Source organism: Capnocytophaga sp. HP1101 (assembly GCF_054772415.1).
The window spans coordinates 109,583-125,994 of the sequence record NZ_BPUU01000009.1 but is presented as its reverse complement, the minus strand read 5'-3'; the positions used below and the strand labels follow the sequence as shown (position 1 = coordinate 125,994).

The following is a 16,412-nucleotide window of genomic DNA, read 5'->3' as shown; positions in this document are numbered from 1 at the left end:
CACATCTAAAAACGAAAGTAAACTTTATGGAAGAAATTAGATATGACGAGGATAGTATCCGCTCTTTGGACTGGCAAGAACACATTCGCACACGCCCTGGTATGTATATCGGGAAGCTGGGCGATGGCTCTTCAGCCGACGACGGTATTTATATCCTTCTCAAAGAGGTCATCGATAACTGTATAGATGAGTTCGTGATGGGAGCTGGTAAGGCCATCGACGTAAAAATCACCGATAACCAAGTAGAAGTACGTGACTATGGGCGCGGTATCCCCTTAGGAAAGGTAGTAGATGTAGTATCGAAAATGAATACGGGGGGTAAGTACGACTCCCGAGCTTTTAAGAAATCTATCGGACTCAATGGGGTGGGTACAAAAGCTGTGAATGCCCTTTCTACCTACTTCAAAGTGGAATCGGTGCGCGATGGTCAGTCTAAATCGGCTATTTTTGAGAGAGGTCTGCTAAAAGAAGAAAGCGCTATCGAGGAAAGCCAGAAAAGGCGCGGTACCAGCGTAGCTTTTATTCCAGACGACACTATCTTTAAGAACTTCAAGTTCCGTAATGAGTATGTGGTGCGTATGCTCAAAAATTACGTATACCTCAACCCAGGACTTACTATCAACTACAATGGTGAAAAGTACTATTCTGAAAACGGACTCAAAGACCTCCTCACCGAAAACAACAATGAAGAGGATTTTCTTTACCCTATCATTCACCTTAGAGGTGAAGATATTGAGATTGCCATATCTCACAGTAAAACTCAGTACAGCGAGGAGTATTACTCCTTTGTAAACGGTCAGAATACCACACAAGGGGGTACGCACCTCAACGCTTTCAAAGAGGCTTATGTAAAGACCATTCGCGACTTCTATAAAAAGAACTACGATGCCTCCGATGTGCGTAAGTCTATCATCGCGGGTCTCTCAATCAAAGTGATGGAACCTGTGTTTGAGAGCCAGACGAAAACCAAGCTCGGTTCTACCGAAATGGGAGAAGGAATGCCTTCCGTACGCACCTATATCAATGATTTCATCAGTCGCCACTTAGATGATTTCCTACATAAAAACCCTGAGATATCCGATGCGCTACAACGGAAGATTATGCAGGCACAACGCGAACGTGAAGACTTGGCAGGTATTCGCAAATTGGCAAAAGAAAGAGCTAAAAAAGCAAGCTTACACAACCGTAAACTACGCGACTGTCGGGTGCACCTCACCGATACCAAAGACGAGCGTGCCCTACAAAGTACCTTGTTCATTACTGAGGGAGATTCAGCTTCGGGCTCTATTACTAAATCACGTGATGTGACCACACAAGCCGTTTTCTCACTACGTGGTAAACCTTTGAATACCTACGGAATGAGTAAGAAAATAGTGTATGAAAATGAAGAGTTCAACCTATTACAAGCCGCCCTAAATATTGAAGACTCTATGGACGACCTTCGCTACAATAACATCGTTGTAGCCACCGATGCTGATGTAGACGGTATGCACATTCGTCTTTTGCTTATCACTTTCTTTTTGCAGTTCTTCCCCGAAATCATCAAAGAAGGGCATTTATATATACTGCAAACACCTCTATTCCGTGTGCGCAACAAAACACAAAAAATATATTGTTACAGCGAAGAAGAAAAGGAAGCTGCCATAGACAAGTTAAAGGGCAAACCTGAAATTACTCGTTTTAAAGGATTGGGCGAAATCTCTCCCGATGAGTTTAAAGATTTTATAGGGGAAGATATACGCTTAGACCCTGTAATGATGGATAAAACTATCCATACCGAACAGCTCTTGGAGTTCTATATGGGCAAAAACACTCCTGACCGTCAAGAGTTTATCATCAATAATCTAAAAGTAGAAATTGATAACTTCGAGCAATGAAGATAACAGCTCAAATAAAAGAACCTATCCGTGAAGAAATGGAACTTTTTGAACAGAAGTTCCGTAGCTCGATGTCGTCTAAGGTCGCCTTGCTGAACCGTATCACTTACTATATAGTGAACCGTAAAGGCAAACAAATGCGACCAATGTTTGTGTTCTTGGTAGCCAAAATGGTATCAGGTGGTAAAGTGGACGAGCGCACTTACCGTGGAGCTTCTGTAATAGAGCTCATACACACTGCAACCCTTGTACACGATGATGTAGTGGACGACAGCAACAAGCGCCGAGGGTTCTTCTCAATCAATGCACTTTGGAAAAACAAAATAGCGGTATTGGTAGGTGATTACTTACTTTCTAAAGGTCTGCTCCTTTCTATTGATAACGGCGATTTCGACTTGTTGCGCATCATCTCAGTAGCTGTGCGTGAAATGAGTGAAGGTGAGCTACTACAAATAGAAAAAGCACGTCGATTAGACATTGTAGAAGATGTGTACTACGAGATTATCCGTCAGAAAACCGCAACGCTTATAGCCGCTTGTTGTGCGATGGGAGCTTGCTCAGTACAGCCAGAACAAACCGAACTGATAGAGAAAATGAGGCTCTTTGGTGAATACATAGGAGTGGCTTTCCAAATAAAAGACGACCTCTTTGATTATACCGAAGATGCGATTGGCAAACCTACGGGTATAGATATTAAAGAACAGAAAATGACTCTTCCTCTTATTTATGTACTCAATACTTGTTCCGAAGAAGAAAAACAATGGCTTATCAATTCGGTAAAGAAATACAACAAAGACAAAAAGCGCGTCAAAGAAGTAATTGAATTTGTAAAGACTCATAAAGGTTTAGAATATGCCACAGATAAAATGAAAGAGTTCCAACAAAAAGCCCTAAATATATTAGATGAATTCCCAGTCTCACCTTATAAAGAAGCCTTAACCCTAATGGTAAATTACGTGATTGATAGGAAAATTTGAGTTAGATAACAGAGATAACATTCAGTACAAATAATAGTATATAGTTCATCAATTAAAAAACGTTTCCTTATGACAACTTTTGCTCTTGTAGGGTGCAACATTGGCTATTCTTTTTCTCGAAAATATTTCACTGAGAAATTTAAACGAGAAGGTATTACTGACTGCGAATATATCAATTTTGATATACAAAATCTCAATGAATTACCCGCTCTCTTAAAAAGCACTCCCAATTTACGAGGAATGAACGTTACCATTCCGTATAAGCGAGAAATAATGAAGCTACTTACTGCCGTTGATGCTACTGCTCAAGCCATTGGAGCTGTAAATACTATAAAAGTTACCCCTGATGGACTCGTTGGTTATAATACCGACTGCTACGGCTTTAGTAAATCACTATCTCCACTACTGTTGCCACAACATACTCACGCTCTTATCTTAGGCACGGGAGGTGCATCGAGTGCTGTTGCTTATGCGCTCAAGCAACTAAATATTGATTATCGTTTTGTATCTCGTACCCCACAGATAAATCAGTTTGGTTATACAGAGCTTACCAAAAAGATTATAGAAAATTATCACCTTATTATTAACTGTACTCCTTTAGGTACATTTCCTAATATTAACGATTGTCCTCCTATTCCTTATGAGTATCTCACTCCTGAGCACTTGCTTTATGACCTTATTTATAATCCTTCACAAACTACATTTCTACACAAAGGAGAAAAGCAGGGAGCTACTATTTCTAATGGACAACTAATGCTAGAACTTCAAGCTGAAAAAGCGTGGGAAATATGGAATGAAGGATAAAAAACAGAGAGGTTTTTATTTTTCTCCTATCATTATGCAATAAGGACGACGTATTTTCTTACCATTTTTAGAGACAAGTGTTTCTTCAAAAGTGTACTCTTTAATATTCTTAAACCCTATGTGTGAGAGCATCTTTCGCACTTCGGGAACAGTATAAAATTTAAATCCCTCTTGTGCAAAAGGAGCTTTCTCACCTACTGACTTGTCAATAAAAGTAATCACTACCTTTCCCATAGGTTTGAGCGACTGATAAATATTGTAATAATAACGAGCAGGATTTTTGAGAAAGTAAAGTGTATTGACTGAAAAACAAACGTCAAAAAGCACATTGAACTCAAGTTTTTCATCGGGTTGTACTTGCAGAAAAGAAACAGATTGTTGCGCTACCAGTTCGGGATTGCTTACAGTAGCCTCAGTAATCATTTCCACAGAAGTTTCTACTCCTGTATAGTGAATGGTTGGCTCTTTTTTAAATAAATAAGGCAAATGGCTACCATTGCCGAAACCAATTTCTAAAACATTGCTATTAGGCAAAAGTGATAAACAATCAATCGTATTAAAAATCATAGTGCGATTGGAAAAGAAAGCAAATTCACCTACTTGTTTTGCATATATTCCGCTGGGGCAACGCAATAACTGCCCTAAAAGTTGCATATCGGTTACTGGAGGATTCATTATTTTTATATAGTATTTCAAATAGTTAGAGGGCAAAGGTACATTTTTTTCGCATAATAGCTTGCACAGTTATATAAAAGGAAGTACTTTTACCGCTTCAAAAATAATCATCTTTTGGTTATTAATGTATCATTTTAATTATATTATCTATAAGATTATGAAGATATTAGTATGTATCAGTAGCGTCCCCGACACTACTTCAAAAATAAATTTTACTGATGAAAACAAGAAGTTTGACCCTACGGGAGTGCAGTTTATCATCAATCCTAACGATGAATTCTGCCTCACTAAGGCAATCTTACTTAAAGAAAAATTAGGCGCTACTATCACCCTTGTGAATGTAGGCACCCAAGAAACAGAACCCGTATTGCGCAAGGCTTCCGCCATTGGTGCTGACGATATTATCCGTATTGATGCCACTCCCACTGATGCTTTTTTTGTGGCTACTCAGTTGGCTAAAGTTGTTAAAGAGGGAAATTACGACCTTATTATTACGGGAAAGGAGTCTATTGATTATAACGGCGGAATGGTGGGAGGATTTTTGGCAGGATTGCTAAATCTACCCTTTATCAACAAATGCATAGGCTTAGAAATCAATGGGAAAGAGGTAACAGCTGAGCGGGAAATAGACGGCGGTAAGGAAAAACTCTCCGCAACTCTTCCATTAGTAATCGCGGGACAAAAAGGACTTACCCAAGAGAAAGACCTACGTATACCAAATATGCGCAACTTAATGGCAGCTCGTACTAAAGTAATTACCGTGTTGCCTGCTGAAAATACAGATAAGAGAGTAACAACCATAGGTTTTGAGAAACTTCCTACCAAAAAACCTGTAAAAATGGTATCGGCTGATGATTTAGATACTCTTATTGATTTATTACACAACGAAGCTAAAGTAATTTAATAAAAAATGTCCATACTTATATATATAGATTCCGAAAACGGAAAGGTAAAGAAAAGTAGTTATGAAGTGGCTACTTACGCCAAAACTCTTGCTCAAGAACAAAATAGCAAAATAGTAGCACTGACTATTAATACTGCAAATCCCGAAGTGTTAGGTACTTATGGTATTGATAAAGTATTGAACGTAACCGATGAAAAGCTACAACACTTTTCGGCGAAGGCTGTAGCACAAATATTACAACAAGTGGCAGAAAAAGAAGGAAGCACCACCGTGCTTTTCAGCGCCTCGTCGCAAGCCAAGAATATTGCCCCTTTGTTAGCCATTTCTATGCAAGCTGGTTATGTACCTAACGCCATTTCACTCCCTGAAAACGATTTTACTATTAAGAGTAATGCCTTTTCTAACAAAGCCGTAAGTTTAAACAAAATCACAACACCTATAAAAATAATAGGATTAGCTCCTAATGCCTTCGGAGTAAAAGAAAATCCTACTCCGGCAATTGTAGAACCCTTCTCCCCTACCCTTTCAGATAGTGATTTCGATATAAAGACAATTGCTACCGAGAAGACTACAGGCAAAGTATCATTAGAAGACGCCTCTATTGTGGTATCAGGAGGGCGCGGACTGAAAGCTGCCGAGAATTGGTACGTAGTAGAAGGTCTTGCCGAAGTATTAGGCGCAGCTACTGCTTGTTCTAAGCCTGTAGCCGATATGGGCTGGCGTCCACACGCCGAGCACGTGGGACAAACAGGAAAACCCGTTGCACCTAATTTGTATATTGCCATTGGCATTTCAGGGGCTATACAACACTTGGCGGGAGTTAATGCCTCAAAAGTGAAGCTGGTTATCAACACCGATGCCGAGGCTCCTTTCTTTAAAGCTGCCGATTACGGCGTGGTAGGCGATGCTTTTGAAATTGTTCCCAAGCTTATAGAAAAACTAAAAGCTAAACTTTAATATTTGTAATAGCTTTTCACGGCTGGGAAATACCCAAGAAACTGTGAAGATTAACAACAAATACACAAAATGCTATGCAGATAGCAAGAGAGACTTTTCAATAAACTAAACTGATGAGTTAATGAGTTAATTTGTTACTATAGTAATTGACTTTTTAGCTTATCACCTAATCAAAAAATTGAACAATGCCTTTATTTAAAAAAGACCCTTTCGGACATACACTTTTCGTAAAACGATGGCTCATCCGCGTTTTTGGTATCCTTACTCACAGCAGGTATGATGGTTTTAACCAACTGAAGATTGAGGGTTCGGACGTTATTCGTGAATTGCCACCACAGAATGTACTGTTCATTTCAAATCACCAGACTTATTTTGCCGACGTAACGGCTATGTTTCACGTGTTCAACGCAAGTCTTAAAGGACGTAAGAACTCCTTGGATAATCTGGGCTATCTGTGGAACCCGAAACTCAACATTTATTACGTGGCGGCTTCCGAGACTATGAAATCAGGGATTCTGCCCAAAATATTAGGTTACGCAGGAGCTATACCGGTGAACAGAACCTGGCGCGAAAAAGGTAAAGAAATACATCGCGAAGTCCGCCGAGTTGATGTGGAAAACATAGGTATCGCCCTTGCCGATGGTTGGGTGATTACCTTCCCGCAGGGCACTACCTCGCCGTGGAAGCCTATCCGCAAGGGTACTGCGCACCTCATCAAGCAATACAAACCTGTGGTAGTGCCCATCGTAATCGATGGATTCCGTCGCTCGTTTGATAAAAAGGGAATAAATATCAAAAAGAAAGGAGTGCAACAATCGATGATTATCAAATCGCCTTTGCAAATAGATTACGAAAATGATACGGTTGAAGAAATTGTAGCTAAAATAGAAATGGCTATCGAACAACACGAATCATTCCTTAAAGTTAAGAAATTAGACGGTGAAGAAGCTCCTAAAACAGTAACAACGCCACAACCCTAATTACTGATGATGATAGGGCTCATTACGGAGAATCGTAAAAGCACGGTAGAGTTGTTCTACAAAAAATAGGCGTATCATTTGGTGTGAAAAGGTGAGTTTGGAAAGTGACAACTTGCCATTAGCACGGTCGTATACTTCTTTTGAAAAACCATAAGGTCCCCCAATCACAAAGGTGAGTTGCTTGATGCCGGCATTCATTTTCTTTTGCAATTCATCGGCAAAAGCTACTGAGGTAAACTCTTTGCCACGTTCGTCTAAGAGTATCAGATGATGAGACGAGGCTACATTGCCGAGGATAAGCTCCCCTTCTTTTGCTTTTTGTTGCTCTTCCGATAGTGATTTGCTATTCTTAATATCGGGCAAGAGTTGCAATTCAAAATTGATGTAATACGAAAGTCGTTTTTCATACATATCAATAAGCTGTTGCAAAGCAGGATTATCGGTCTTGCCCACCGCGAAAAGTTTGATGTTCATTATTTTTCAGAATAAAAGCTAAAAGGTAAAAAATAAAAATAAGGTTATAAATCACAAACAAATACTTCGATGTTTTTCCTTAAAAGTGTTTGCCTTATAAGTTTCTCAATTCTATCCCAAGAGCCTCCTGCCAATCCGCAACCTATGCGAGGCATTTGCACTTTGGCATTTATTTCATAAGCAAAATCGGCTATTTGTTGCAAACCTTTTTTCACTGCCTCATAACGAATAGGCGGGTCACCGTTTTCATCTTTATATATGTTGTGTTGCCCAATGAGATTTGCAACCCATATCTTCTTTTCTACCGACACAAATTGTACCTCTCCTAAGGCAAAATCTTCACCTTTTTTATACCATTGTTTGTATTGCTCTTCGGGGTATTTCCAGCGTTTAGAAAGTGCCAACACAAAGCCTTTCCCCCAAGCGCCTATATCATTACAAATATGGACGATAACAATGTTTCCTTCGGCTTGTGGCACAGTTGCATCTGCTTTTAAATAGTGTATCATCGCTTAAATCTTTTGTTATTCTTTATCTATAAGTTTTGCCTTTGAAATAATTTCATCAAAACTATCTGCCACTTTATCGGTAGAGTCATCATCAAGCCAATATTCCCATACCGAAAAGTCAGTAAGGTCAAAATACAATCGGGCGTCATCGTGCGAGCTGCCAAAAGTAAAAGTACGTTCAGCATTAGGAGCCGAAAAATACTTGAGCAATTCCCATTGATAATAATCTCTGTTTATATAAGAAAACAAGTTAGCAAAGCTCCAAAGCTCTATCTCTCTACCTTTATATTCATATAAACAAAAAAACTCAAATTGCGTAAGAACTTCCTTATAAGAATCAGGAAGATTAAGATGTTGAATTCTTTTTAATTCAGAAGCTCTACTCATATATTATGGCTTTAACAATAATGCACAAAGATAATACTTTTTATTGTATTACAAAAATATTACTCCAAACCTTCACACGTAGTGAAAACGAAAAGCAAAACTGTTTTACCCTGTCACAGGTGGTGAAAACGAAAAGTAAAGTTACTTCAGCTCTTCACACGCTGTGAAAGCGAAAAGAAAAAGTGCTTTATATCGTCACCGTTGGTGAAATGCAAAAGTAAAACTACTTCAAGAAATCAGAAACGGTGACGAAGAAAAACAAAAATAATTTGAAATTTTTATTACATAAAATGAAATAGAATGAAATTTTTTATTACCTTTGCCAAAAATAATTAACTAATTCGTTAAACAATTTAACAAATAGAAAAAATGAAAACACCCAAATTAATAGTTATGCACACTGCAAACTTGCATAACGCCGAGTTCAGTCAGTTCCTTACTCGCTTTTTCGAAGACTTTGCGGGTTCAGGTATTTCATTAGAGACAGACGCTACTTTTAAAGAGTTGTATGAAAGTCTCAACAACAAAATATCGGTTTATAACAAGGCGCTTGAACAAGTGCGCGCCAAAGGAGAATCGAAGAAAATATCAGAACTCGATAAAGTGCGTGATGCCGACGTGCAAGCCCTGAAAGACAGTATCAAGCCTTATCGCAACGCCAAAACAGAGGCTAAACAAAAAGCCTATCACGCTATTAAATTGGTTTTGGACGGTTATAAAGATGTGATAAAGGATACTTACGAAGAGGAAACCAACCGCGTGAAAACGCTTATCAGCACCCTCAAATCGGCACAATATCAGGCGCAGGTAGAGACTCTGAAGATAGGCGAGTTTCTGGGTGAGCTGGAAACTTCCAACACGGCATTCAATGAGCTTTTCTCTCATCGTTCGCTTAAAGACCTTCAAAAAGAAGTGTATAACGTAAAAGGATTGCGAAAAGAGCTCACCGATATTTACCAAAAACTTTCGGCTTACATCAATGCCAATGCACAAGTAAAACCCGATGAGTTCTTTGTAAAAACCCTCGAGGTGCTCAACAACAGCCGTAAATACTACGCCGATGTATTGGCACGCCGTAAGGCAGGAGGAAAAGTTCTCTCCGAACCACCAAAAGAGGAAGGGAAGTAGATTAAAAGAACGATACAAGTTAATATAAAGTTACTTTCGAGTTACAAACTTTGCTTTTTTTTTAACATTGGCAAAGTTGTTAAACATTTCTTTTCTTTATCTTTTTCAAGATAAAGAAGCTTCGCAATATTAATTTTACTTATCAATAATTTATTCATAACTTTGTAAAAACAATTTGATATGTCAGTAATAACACTATTAGAAAAGGCACAACGCATCAACAATGCGATGCCCGCACGTATGGCTCAGCGTCCACAAGTGAGCGAAACCGTAATCCCCGAAAAGGAATTTATCACTGTAAAGCAAGCGAAGGAAAAATTTAAAATTCCTATCTATCTGAATGATGACGACAAACTATTGCTCCTCAAAGGCGATGTGCTGGTAAAAGGCAACATCACCCGCCAATGGACGGAAGATCTTATGGAAGGCTTACACTGGGAAGGCAATGCTTATGGTATCTTTATCGATGGAAATCTTACCGTTGCAGGTGATATTTTAGATGATAATTACTTGCATCTAAGAGTATCGGGCAACGTGATTTGCGATTATCTCTTCACCTATAACGGTGCTATCTTCATAATGAAAGACCTTTATACTACCTTTGGTCTGTATGGTGAGTATAATGATGGTATGCTTGATGTATTAGGCAATACCAATACGCCGTATTTCGTAGAAGTTGGACACTATATGCCTGATGAAAGTAAGGTTACTGAGTTTATATTCGTAGAAGCCGAAAACGAAACTGAACAAGAAGATTGCTATCTTCACGACCCTGAAACAGGCTATTTGGAAGAGAGCTGGAAACTCCTCAGACCAGAAGTATGGGAAGAAAATGAGCTTTTCTCTTATTTCTCTGTCAATCGTTTCTTTCAGTTGGTAAAAAACGGAGAAAATCCACTTATCAGCGTAGATACTTATAAAAAATAATTGTTATGAACCTCTCTAACCTTCCCTATCGAACTACTTCTTATGACGAAATTGCCTATGAGCTACCTGAGTCGTCTCTCTACAAAGAGCATTATGACACTCGTTGGCGAAATCGCGTAATCGTGATTGACGGCGACTGGATTTTGGACGAACCTTTGGATTTAGACGCTGTCGATGAGCTTTCTCCTTACTACAACCCCGATGACTACGATTCTCTGCCCCTTTTTATCCTCGTAAAAGGCAATATGCAGGCTACGAATATCTACAATGGTGAGATAGAAGGTTCTTGCGGATTAGTGGTTTTGGGCAATCTCACTGCCGAAAACATAGTGGTCGGCGGGCAAGAGATTTTCGTAGGCGGTGATTTGCGCGTTTCGGGATTCTATTGGGGCGATTACAATCACGGAAGCCTTACCGTGATGGGGCATATCAGCATTTACGTGTTCTTGGAAACTGATTACAATCACGATAACAAGCGTTTTGAAGAAAGACGCAATGCCGATATTACCGAATACCTCACCGATGATGATTACGAAGGGCTTTTGTTAGGGGAAAAGCTTGTTTTGTACTTAAAACCCGAATTTTCTTTTGTGTTAGACGATATTTTAAAGATAGATTATATCCCTTGGAGCTGGAAATGCTGGATAAACGATGATATATTCCCTACTTTAGCCAAAGGTGAAACTATATTCGTAAGCCCTGAAGAAACACAAAAACGTCGCGATGAAATTAGCAAAAAACAAGTACATCTGTTCCCTAATACCGATATTTCGATAGAGAATTTACTTCGTTTTACCTATCCGCCCCTCTTCTCACTTGTGTGTAAACCTGACAAAAACAATAACCCACGTTTTGAAATGTGGGACGATAATGAGGTGCTTTACCGCGTGCTTTACGACCCCGATTACGATGCTTATTCTGTTTTTATCCAAAACGATGAAGCGTATGGCGTGCTTGCCCAAGTGTATAAAGGCGAGTTATACACCTCAGTCAATACGTTTACAGGTGAGGATTTGATACCTATAACCCCAGCCTCACATCCCGAATATTATGCTTTCTTAGAAAAAGAGTTTGCTTACTTCTGCGGGCGTTATGAAGAGCTTATCAATAGTCGTATCTACTATCTTTCAAAAGTGAATGAGGCAAACTTTAAGTCGCTTTTAGCCAATGAAAGACTCCAAGATTTCTACACACAGAAAGGAAAGAATACCGATGGTTATGTAACGCTTCAAAAAGATGATTTTATACTAAAAATAAGTAACGATGAGGCAACCCCTGCGAGAATTAGCCTTGGTGAACACAGTGATTACAATGAGGACGGCTCTGTTAATTATCTGTACTTTCATTATGAATGGAATGCCGAAAGAAATTGTGTGCTACTCATCAACGAAGAGGAAGATGGTGAAGAATATGAAGCAAATTTTGGCAACACTCCACGATACTATCGCGCAATGATATATTTCAGGAAGTTGCAATTGCTATTCCCACCTGTGGAGAAGCAAAATAACAGGGTGATATCCTTTCCCGACGGGAGATTTTAATAGTATTAATACAAGGTAAGAGATACTAATAACATTTTAAATTGAGTTGTTATGAGAATATTTATTTTTTGGCTTGTATTGGGAGTATGCTCAATGCAAGCACAGCAATATCAATTGGATAGTGTAGTTCATATAGGTTATAAGGTAGATTCACTCAGCAGTGCCTATCAACTTACGGAATGGCAACGTTATAACGATAAAAAACACCTATTAGTAGTAGGTGATAAGCACATTACCCCCTCCCGTTATGCTACCAAAACTGTTATTAAGAATGACAAAGACGGGAATGAGATATATGATGCTTTTTTCCGCCAAGATTCTTTGAGTAAAAAGTGGAGAGCAATCCAGAAAGAAGAAACTAAGAGAAAGAAAAATAAACTCATCACTATTAGTTACATCAGTGAAAACGGAAAAAGGCTAACTCCTGACAGTAAACGCATTAGCAAAACAATAGGTCGTAGCACCGAAACTACGTATTACAAATATCTCAATAAGCGTTGGCTTAAAGATACTCGCAACACTTATACCCAAAATGAAAAAGGACGTACAGTGCTTTCTGTTGATGAAGTTTGGGATAGTGACGCTAAGCAGTGGCAAGGATATGGTAAAGTAGTGCGTACCTTTGCAAATGATACACTTCTTACAGAAGAAATTACTTATACTTTTGGAAATAATGAATGGTTTGAAAGCGAAAAAACAGAGCATATTCACCCCAATGAGAATGAAAGAACCTCTATACAATATGTTTATAGAGAAGAAGGCTGGCTACCAACATATAAAGTTACTTATACAGAAAATAAGACAAACAGAACCTTCACTAATATGGTACAAGTTTGGGATAAAGAACAAAGCAAATGGCAGAATGAAAGTAAACTCACCGATATATTAGGTGAAAATAACTATAGTACTTCTGTTACTTCAGAGAATTGGAACAAAAAGACCCAAACATACGAGCTATACTACACTAATAAGTACTTCTACAACGAAAACAATGAGCTTATTGAGTATCTATTTATCAACCCAAAGGAAGGAGAAAACAAAAGCATTTATGAGTATAACAGCGAAGGAAATCTGCTAAAAGAAACGAGATATAAGCGCAAGTCATCAGCAGAAGAATGGAAACCTACTGATCTTATTGAAAATACACTATCCCCTATTTTATTTGAGAATGTCTTAGATAAAGGACGTTTAAACAATTCGGCAGGAAGGATAGGCAAAAGAGCCCTCAGCGAACAAAAAGTCTACCGCTATATAGATGGTAAACATTTACTTTTCACCCACACAAAGTTTTATTACTCTAAAAGGTAATTTATAACAAAAAGATACCCTATACTTTACTAAATGCAAAGTATAGGGTAATAAAAACATAACCAAATGAGGGGCGTTAATCAGCCCTTTTCTATTAACCAAATTAGAAAAAGAATCTTTCTTTTTCTCCTTTTTCGTTCAAGATTTCTAACGAGTTGCGATTGCGTGAAGAAAGGGTAGACATTATATTTTTCAATTCGTCTACATCTTTGATGGTCTTTCCATTCACTGAAAGCAATACTTTTCCTACTATATTAATATTGTTATACTCATAAAACTGACCCGCAGCGGTTACCTTCACTCCATTTTTAGTTTTAAATCGTTTGTGGTCAGCATCCGAAAGGTTTTTCACTTCCAAACCTAAGGATTGTATTACATAAGTAGTGTTTTTCTTGAGTGTAATATTGGCAGTGCGTTCTTTACCTTCGCGTACATAAGTTACTTTTAACATATCACCCGGACGTTTAGAGGCAATATGACCACTGAGGTCGGAGTATTTATGTATCTTCACATTGTCAATCTGTTTGATGATGTCACCTTTTTTAAGTCCGGCACTACCAGCTCCTGACTCATCGTCTACTGAATCTATATAGAAGCCTTCTGTTTCTTTTACGTTGAGTTTCTTAGCTACTTCAGAGTCTAACCCTTGTCCGCGTACGCCCATCACGCCACGTTGCACATTCCCGTATTCTATCAAGTCTTCTACCACTTTCTTAGCGATGTTGCTGGGCACGGCAAATGAGTAGCCCATATACACACCCGTAGTAGATGAAATGGCTGTATTGATACCAATAAGGTCACCGTTAAGGTTTACCAAAGCTCCCCCACTGTTCCCCATATTCACCACAGCATCTGTTTGAATGAATGATTCTATTTTATCACTACCGCGTTCGCTGATGTTACGCGCTTTCGCACTGATGATTCCCGCAGTAACAGTAGAATTTAAGTTAAAAGGATTCCCCACAGCGAGCACCCATTCGCCTACCTGTGTGTTATCGGAGTCCGCAAAGGTGAGAAAAGGTAGCTTTTCGTCGGCTTCTATTTTCAATAGGGCAATATCCGAAGAAGCATCGGTACCTATGAGTTTAGCCTTGTAAGTTTTGTTGTTATTGAGGGTAACCTCCAAAGAAGTAGCGTTGGCAATTACGTGGTTATTGGTTACTACATAACCATCAGGGGTGATAATCACTCCAGAACCTGTACCCACTTGGGTTTGTTCGCCACCCCCATTACCGTAAAAAAGGTCGAAGATAGAAGTAATCCCTCCTTGTGATTTTACAGTGTTCTTCACGTGTACTACGCTATTCACCGTTTTGTTAGCCGCTTCTACAAAGTTGGTTTCACCTGCTACCGTTCTTTCAGGGGTAGTGTGATTGGTTTGCACCAAAGCGGGACGTGAAAGCAAATCAAGCGCCTCTTGTTTGGCATCGTGTTTATCTATAAAGAGTTTATACCCTCCTAAGGTCATAGCTCCGCCGAGGAAGGCAGTAGCTATCATTGTTGCGTAATTCTTCATCATATTCTTTGTTTTACTAATTTGTTTTATATCGTAAAACGATTAGGCAACAACTGTGCCATTTTAATGACTAACGGTAAAAGCTTCTTTAATTTTCTCTACTTCAGCACCTATATCGCCTGCTCCTACGGCAAGTAATAACTTCGGCTGTTTTTTAAGCAATAAAGGTATCAATTCTGCTTTGCTCACCAATATTTTTTGTTTGGCCGTCACTTTGTCTAACAATACTTGTGAGGTAATACCTTCAATAGGCAGCTCGCGAGCTGGGTATATATCCAATAGAACCACATCGTCAAACTGCGATAGGCTCTTTGCAAAATCGTCTAAAAAGTCACGTGTACGGGTGAACAAATGGGGTTGGAAGACAATAGTTTTAGGAGTGTGGGGGTACATCTCATCTACCGCTTGGAACAACGCATTGATTTCCGAAGGGTGATGTGCATAATCGTCTATAAAAGCAAAGTTGTCTTCCTTGATAATATATGAGAAACGCCTTTTCACACCTTTAAATGTAGCCAAATGAGGGAGTAACTTTTCAGGGGCAAATCCTGCTTTTACCGCCATCGATACGGCTGCTAAGGCATTGAGTAGATTGTGTCTTCCTGGCTTCAATAAAGTATAGTCTTTATAGACGCCTCCTTTATAATGAAAATCAAAATGGTAAATACCGTTCTTTACGGTTATATTTTGGAAAGTATAATCGGCATTATCTTCTAATCCGTAGGTCTCACCTTCTATATCTAAACCATTGCGTACTATAAGACTTCCTCCTGGTTTTATCTTACCTGCAAACTCTCTAAAACCTTCTATCAAGTGTTGTTTATCGCCATAAATGTCGAGATGGTCGGCATCCATAGAGGTGATACAAGCTATATTGGGCGAGAGTCGCAAGAAAGAACGGTCGAACTCATCAGCTTCAGCCACGGTATACTCACTGCCTTTGAGCACCAAGTTGCTGTTAAAGTTTTCAGCGATTCCTCCTAAAAACGCACTTACTGAGGCGCCTGCTTCCACTAATAAATGGGCGAGAATACTTGAAGTAGTGGTCTTACCGTGCGTTCCTGCCACTGTAAGACAGAAAGTATTTTTGGTGATGAACCCTAATACTTCTGAGCGTTTTACTACTTCGTAGCCATTTTGCTGAAAATAGTTTAATTCCTTGTGGTCTTTCGGCACGGCAGGTGTATAGACTACCAGCGTAGTGTGCTTGTCTTTAAAAGAGGCTGGAATAGCATTTACATCATCGGTAAAATGTACTTTTATACCTTCTTTTTCGAGCATTTCAGTAATTTCAGTGGGGGTACGGTCGTAACCACACACTTGCTTGCCATTGGCATTAAAGTAACGAGCAAGGGCTGACATTCCTATGCCACCTATGCCTATAAAATAAACGTTCTGTATAGGTTGTAAATCCATTTGTATAAAATGTGAAGTAAGAGGTAAGAGTT

General features: G+C 39.1%; 16 protein-coding genes. 10 read left to right on the top strand and 6 right to left on the bottom strand.

Features of this window, described 5'->3' with window-relative positions:
* Nucleotides 1-26 precede the first annotated feature (26 nt).
* The 3 genes from RCZ04_RS06595 (at nucleotide 27) to RCZ04_RS06585 (ending at nucleotide 3,658) form a co-directional block, all read left to right on the top strand.
* On the top strand, nucleotides 27-1,877 hold the full coding sequence (locus RCZ04_RS06595) for a DNA topoisomerase IV subunit B (protein WP_460485198.1): 1,851 nt from the start codon (nucleotides 27-29) through the stop codon (nucleotides 1,875-1,877).
* Nucleotides 1,874-2,854, top strand: a complete 981-nt coding sequence (locus tag RCZ04_RS06590) for a polyprenyl synthetase family protein (RefSeq protein ID WP_460485197.1) — start codon at nucleotides 1,874-1,876, stop codon at nucleotides 2,852-2,854. The genes RCZ04_RS06595 and RCZ04_RS06590 overlap by 4 nt, the downstream gene beginning before the upstream one ends.
* A gap of 69 nt (nucleotides 2,855-2,923) precedes the next feature.
* Nucleotides 2,924-3,658: a shikimate dehydrogenase family protein gene (locus RCZ04_RS06585; protein ID WP_460485196.1), complete on the top strand. Its 735-nt coding sequence runs from the start codon at nucleotides 2,924-2,926 to the stop codon at nucleotides 3,656-3,658.
* A gap of 15 nt (nucleotides 3,659-3,673) precedes the next feature.
* On the opposite strand, the gene RCZ04_RS06580 is transcribed toward RCZ04_RS06585, so the two are convergent.
* Entirely contained in the window at nucleotides 3,674-4,333 is a 660-nt protein-coding gene (locus RCZ04_RS06580; RefSeq protein ID WP_460485195.1) for a class I SAM-dependent methyltransferase, read from the bottom strand.
* Nucleotides 4,334-4,490: 157 nt separating this feature from the next.
* Here RCZ04_RS06580 and RCZ04_RS06575 point away from each other — a divergent pair, with 157 nt between their 5' ends.
* From RCZ04_RS06575 to RCZ04_RS06565, 3 genes are all read left to right on the top strand, one after another.
* Nucleotides 4,491-5,237: an electron transfer flavoprotein subunit beta/FixA family protein gene (locus RCZ04_RS06575; RefSeq protein WP_460485194.1), complete on the top strand. Its 747-nt coding sequence runs from the start codon at nucleotides 4,491-4,493 to the stop codon at nucleotides 5,235-5,237.
* Nucleotides 5,238-5,243: 6 nt separating this feature from the next.
* Nucleotides 5,244-6,194 carry an electron transfer flavoprotein subunit alpha/FixB family protein gene (locus tag RCZ04_RS06570; protein ID WP_460485193.1) on the top strand — a complete coding sequence of 317 codons (951 nt, stop codon included), beginning with the start codon at nucleotides 5,244-5,246 and terminating at the stop codon, nucleotides 6,192-6,194.
* A gap of 185 nt (nucleotides 6,195-6,379) precedes the next feature.
* Nucleotides 6,380-7,174: a lysophospholipid acyltransferase family protein gene (locus RCZ04_RS06565; RefSeq protein WP_460485192.1), complete on the top strand. Its 795-nt coding sequence runs from the start codon at nucleotides 6,380-6,382 to the stop codon at nucleotides 7,172-7,174.
* Here RCZ04_RS06565 and rlmH read toward each other — a convergent pair whose 3' ends face one another.
* The 3 genes from rlmH to RCZ04_RS06550 are packed head-to-tail and all read right to left on the bottom strand — an operon-like array spanning nucleotide 7,175 to nucleotide 8,544.
* A complete protein-coding gene (gene rlmH, locus RCZ04_RS06560) occupies nucleotides 7,175-7,648 on the bottom strand; it encodes a 23S rRNA (pseudouridine(1915)-N(3))-methyltransferase RlmH (protein WP_460485191.1) in 474 nt (157 codons plus the stop codon).
* A gap of 44 nt (nucleotides 7,649-7,692) precedes the next feature.
* Nucleotides 7,693-8,157, bottom strand: a complete 465-nt coding sequence (locus RCZ04_RS06555) for a macro domain-containing protein (RefSeq protein ID WP_460485190.1) — start codon at nucleotides 8,155-8,157, stop codon at nucleotides 7,693-7,695.
* A 15-nt stretch (nucleotides 8,158-8,172) separates the two neighbouring features.
* The gene (locus RCZ04_RS06550; RefSeq protein ID WP_460485188.1) at nucleotides 8,173-8,544 is read right to left on the bottom strand and encodes an SMI1/KNR4 family protein; all 372 of its coding nucleotides are present in this window, start codon (nucleotides 8,542-8,544) and stop codon (nucleotides 8,173-8,175) included.
* A 369-nt stretch (nucleotides 8,545-8,913) separates the two neighbouring features.
* Here RCZ04_RS06550 and RCZ04_RS06545 point away from each other — a divergent pair, with 369 nt between their 5' ends.
* From RCZ04_RS06545 to RCZ04_RS06530, 4 genes are all read left to right on the top strand, one after another.
* Nucleotides 8,914-9,672 carry a DUF6261 family protein gene (locus tag RCZ04_RS06545; RefSeq protein WP_460485186.1) on the top strand — a complete coding sequence of 253 codons (759 nt, stop codon included), beginning with the start codon at nucleotides 8,914-8,916 and terminating at the stop codon, nucleotides 9,670-9,672.
* A gap of 180 nt (nucleotides 9,673-9,852) precedes the next feature.
* The gene (locus RCZ04_RS06540; RefSeq protein ID WP_460485185.1) at nucleotides 9,853-10,599 is read left to right on the top strand and encodes a hypothetical protein; all 747 of its coding nucleotides are present in this window, start codon (nucleotides 9,853-9,855) and stop codon (nucleotides 10,597-10,599) included.
* Nucleotides 10,600-10,604: 5 nt separating this feature from the next.
* Nucleotides 10,605-12,140 carry a hypothetical protein gene (locus tag RCZ04_RS06535; protein WP_460485184.1) on the top strand — a complete coding sequence of 512 codons (1,536 nt, stop codon included), beginning with the start codon at nucleotides 10,605-10,607 and terminating at the stop codon, nucleotides 12,138-12,140.
* A gap of 51 nt (nucleotides 12,141-12,191) precedes the next feature.
* A complete protein-coding gene (locus tag RCZ04_RS06530; protein WP_460485183.1) occupies nucleotides 12,192-13,448 on the top strand; it encodes a hypothetical protein in 1,257 nt (418 codons plus the stop codon).
* Between the two features lie 103 nt (nucleotides 13,449-13,551).
* Here RCZ04_RS06530 and RCZ04_RS06525 read toward each other — a convergent pair whose 3' ends face one another.
* Together RCZ04_RS06525 and murC are read right to left on the bottom strand one after the other, a co-directional pair.
* Nucleotides 13,552-14,967, bottom strand: a complete 1,416-nt coding sequence (locus tag RCZ04_RS06525) for a Do family serine endopeptidase (RefSeq protein WP_460485182.1) — start codon at nucleotides 14,965-14,967, stop codon at nucleotides 13,552-13,554.
* A 60-nt stretch (nucleotides 14,968-15,027) separates the two neighbouring features.
* Complete coding sequence (gene murC / locus RCZ04_RS06520; protein ID WP_460485181.1) at nucleotides 15,028-16,380, bottom strand: UDP-N-acetylmuramate--L-alanine ligase; 1,353 nt, start codon at nucleotides 16,378-16,380, stop codon at nucleotides 15,028-15,030.
* Nucleotides 16,381-16,412 lie beyond the last annotated feature (32 nt).

Coding starts and splice junctions, on each gene's coding strand:
- RCZ04_RS06595 (WP_460485198.1), top strand. CDS start 27: ATGGAAGAAATTAGATATGACGAGGATAGTATCCGCTCTTTGGACTGG.
- RCZ04_RS06590 (WP_460485197.1), top strand. CDS start 1,874: ATGAAGATAACAGCTCAAATAAAAGAACCTATCCGTGAAGAAATGGAA.
- RCZ04_RS06585 (WP_460485196.1), top strand. CDS start 2,924: ATGACAACTTTTGCTCTTGTAGGGTGCAACATTGGCTATTCTTTTTCT.
- RCZ04_RS06580 (WP_460485195.1), bottom strand. CDS start 4,333: ATGAATCCTCCAGTAACCGATATGCAACTTTTAGGGCAGTTATTGCGT.
- RCZ04_RS06575 (WP_460485194.1), top strand. CDS start 4,491: ATGAAGATATTAGTATGTATCAGTAGCGTCCCCGACACTACTTCAAAA.
- RCZ04_RS06570 (WP_460485193.1), top strand. CDS start 5,244: ATGTCCATACTTATATATATAGATTCCGAAAACGGAAAGGTAAAGAAA.
- RCZ04_RS06565 (WP_460485192.1), top strand. CDS start 6,380: ATGCCTTTATTTAAAAAAGACCCTTTCGGACATACACTTTTCGTAAAA.
- rlmH (WP_460485191.1), bottom strand. CDS start 7,648: ATGAACATCAAACTTTTCGCGGTGGGCAAGACCGATAATCCTGCTTTG.
- RCZ04_RS06555 (WP_460485190.1), bottom strand. CDS start 8,157: ATGATACACTATTTAAAAGCAGATGCAACTGTGCCACAAGCCGAAGGA.
- RCZ04_RS06550 (WP_460485188.1), bottom strand. CDS start 8,544: ATGAGTAGAGCTTCTGAATTAAAAAGAATTCAACATCTTAATCTTCCT.
- RCZ04_RS06545 (WP_460485186.1), top strand. CDS start 8,914: ATGAAAACACCCAAATTAATAGTTATGCACACTGCAAACTTGCATAAC.
- RCZ04_RS06540 (WP_460485185.1), top strand. CDS start 9,853: ATGTCAGTAATAACACTATTAGAAAAGGCACAACGCATCAACAATGCG.
- RCZ04_RS06535 (WP_460485184.1), top strand. CDS start 10,605: ATGAACCTCTCTAACCTTCCCTATCGAACTACTTCTTATGACGAAATT.
- RCZ04_RS06530 (WP_460485183.1), top strand. CDS start 12,192: ATGAGAATATTTATTTTTTGGCTTGTATTGGGAGTATGCTCAATGCAA.
- RCZ04_RS06525 (WP_460485182.1), bottom strand. CDS start 14,967: ATGATGAAGAATTACGCAACAATGATAGCTACTGCCTTCCTCGGCGGA.
- murC (WP_460485181.1), bottom strand. CDS start 16,380: ATGGATTTACAACCTATACAGAACGTTTATTTTATAGGCATAGGTGGC.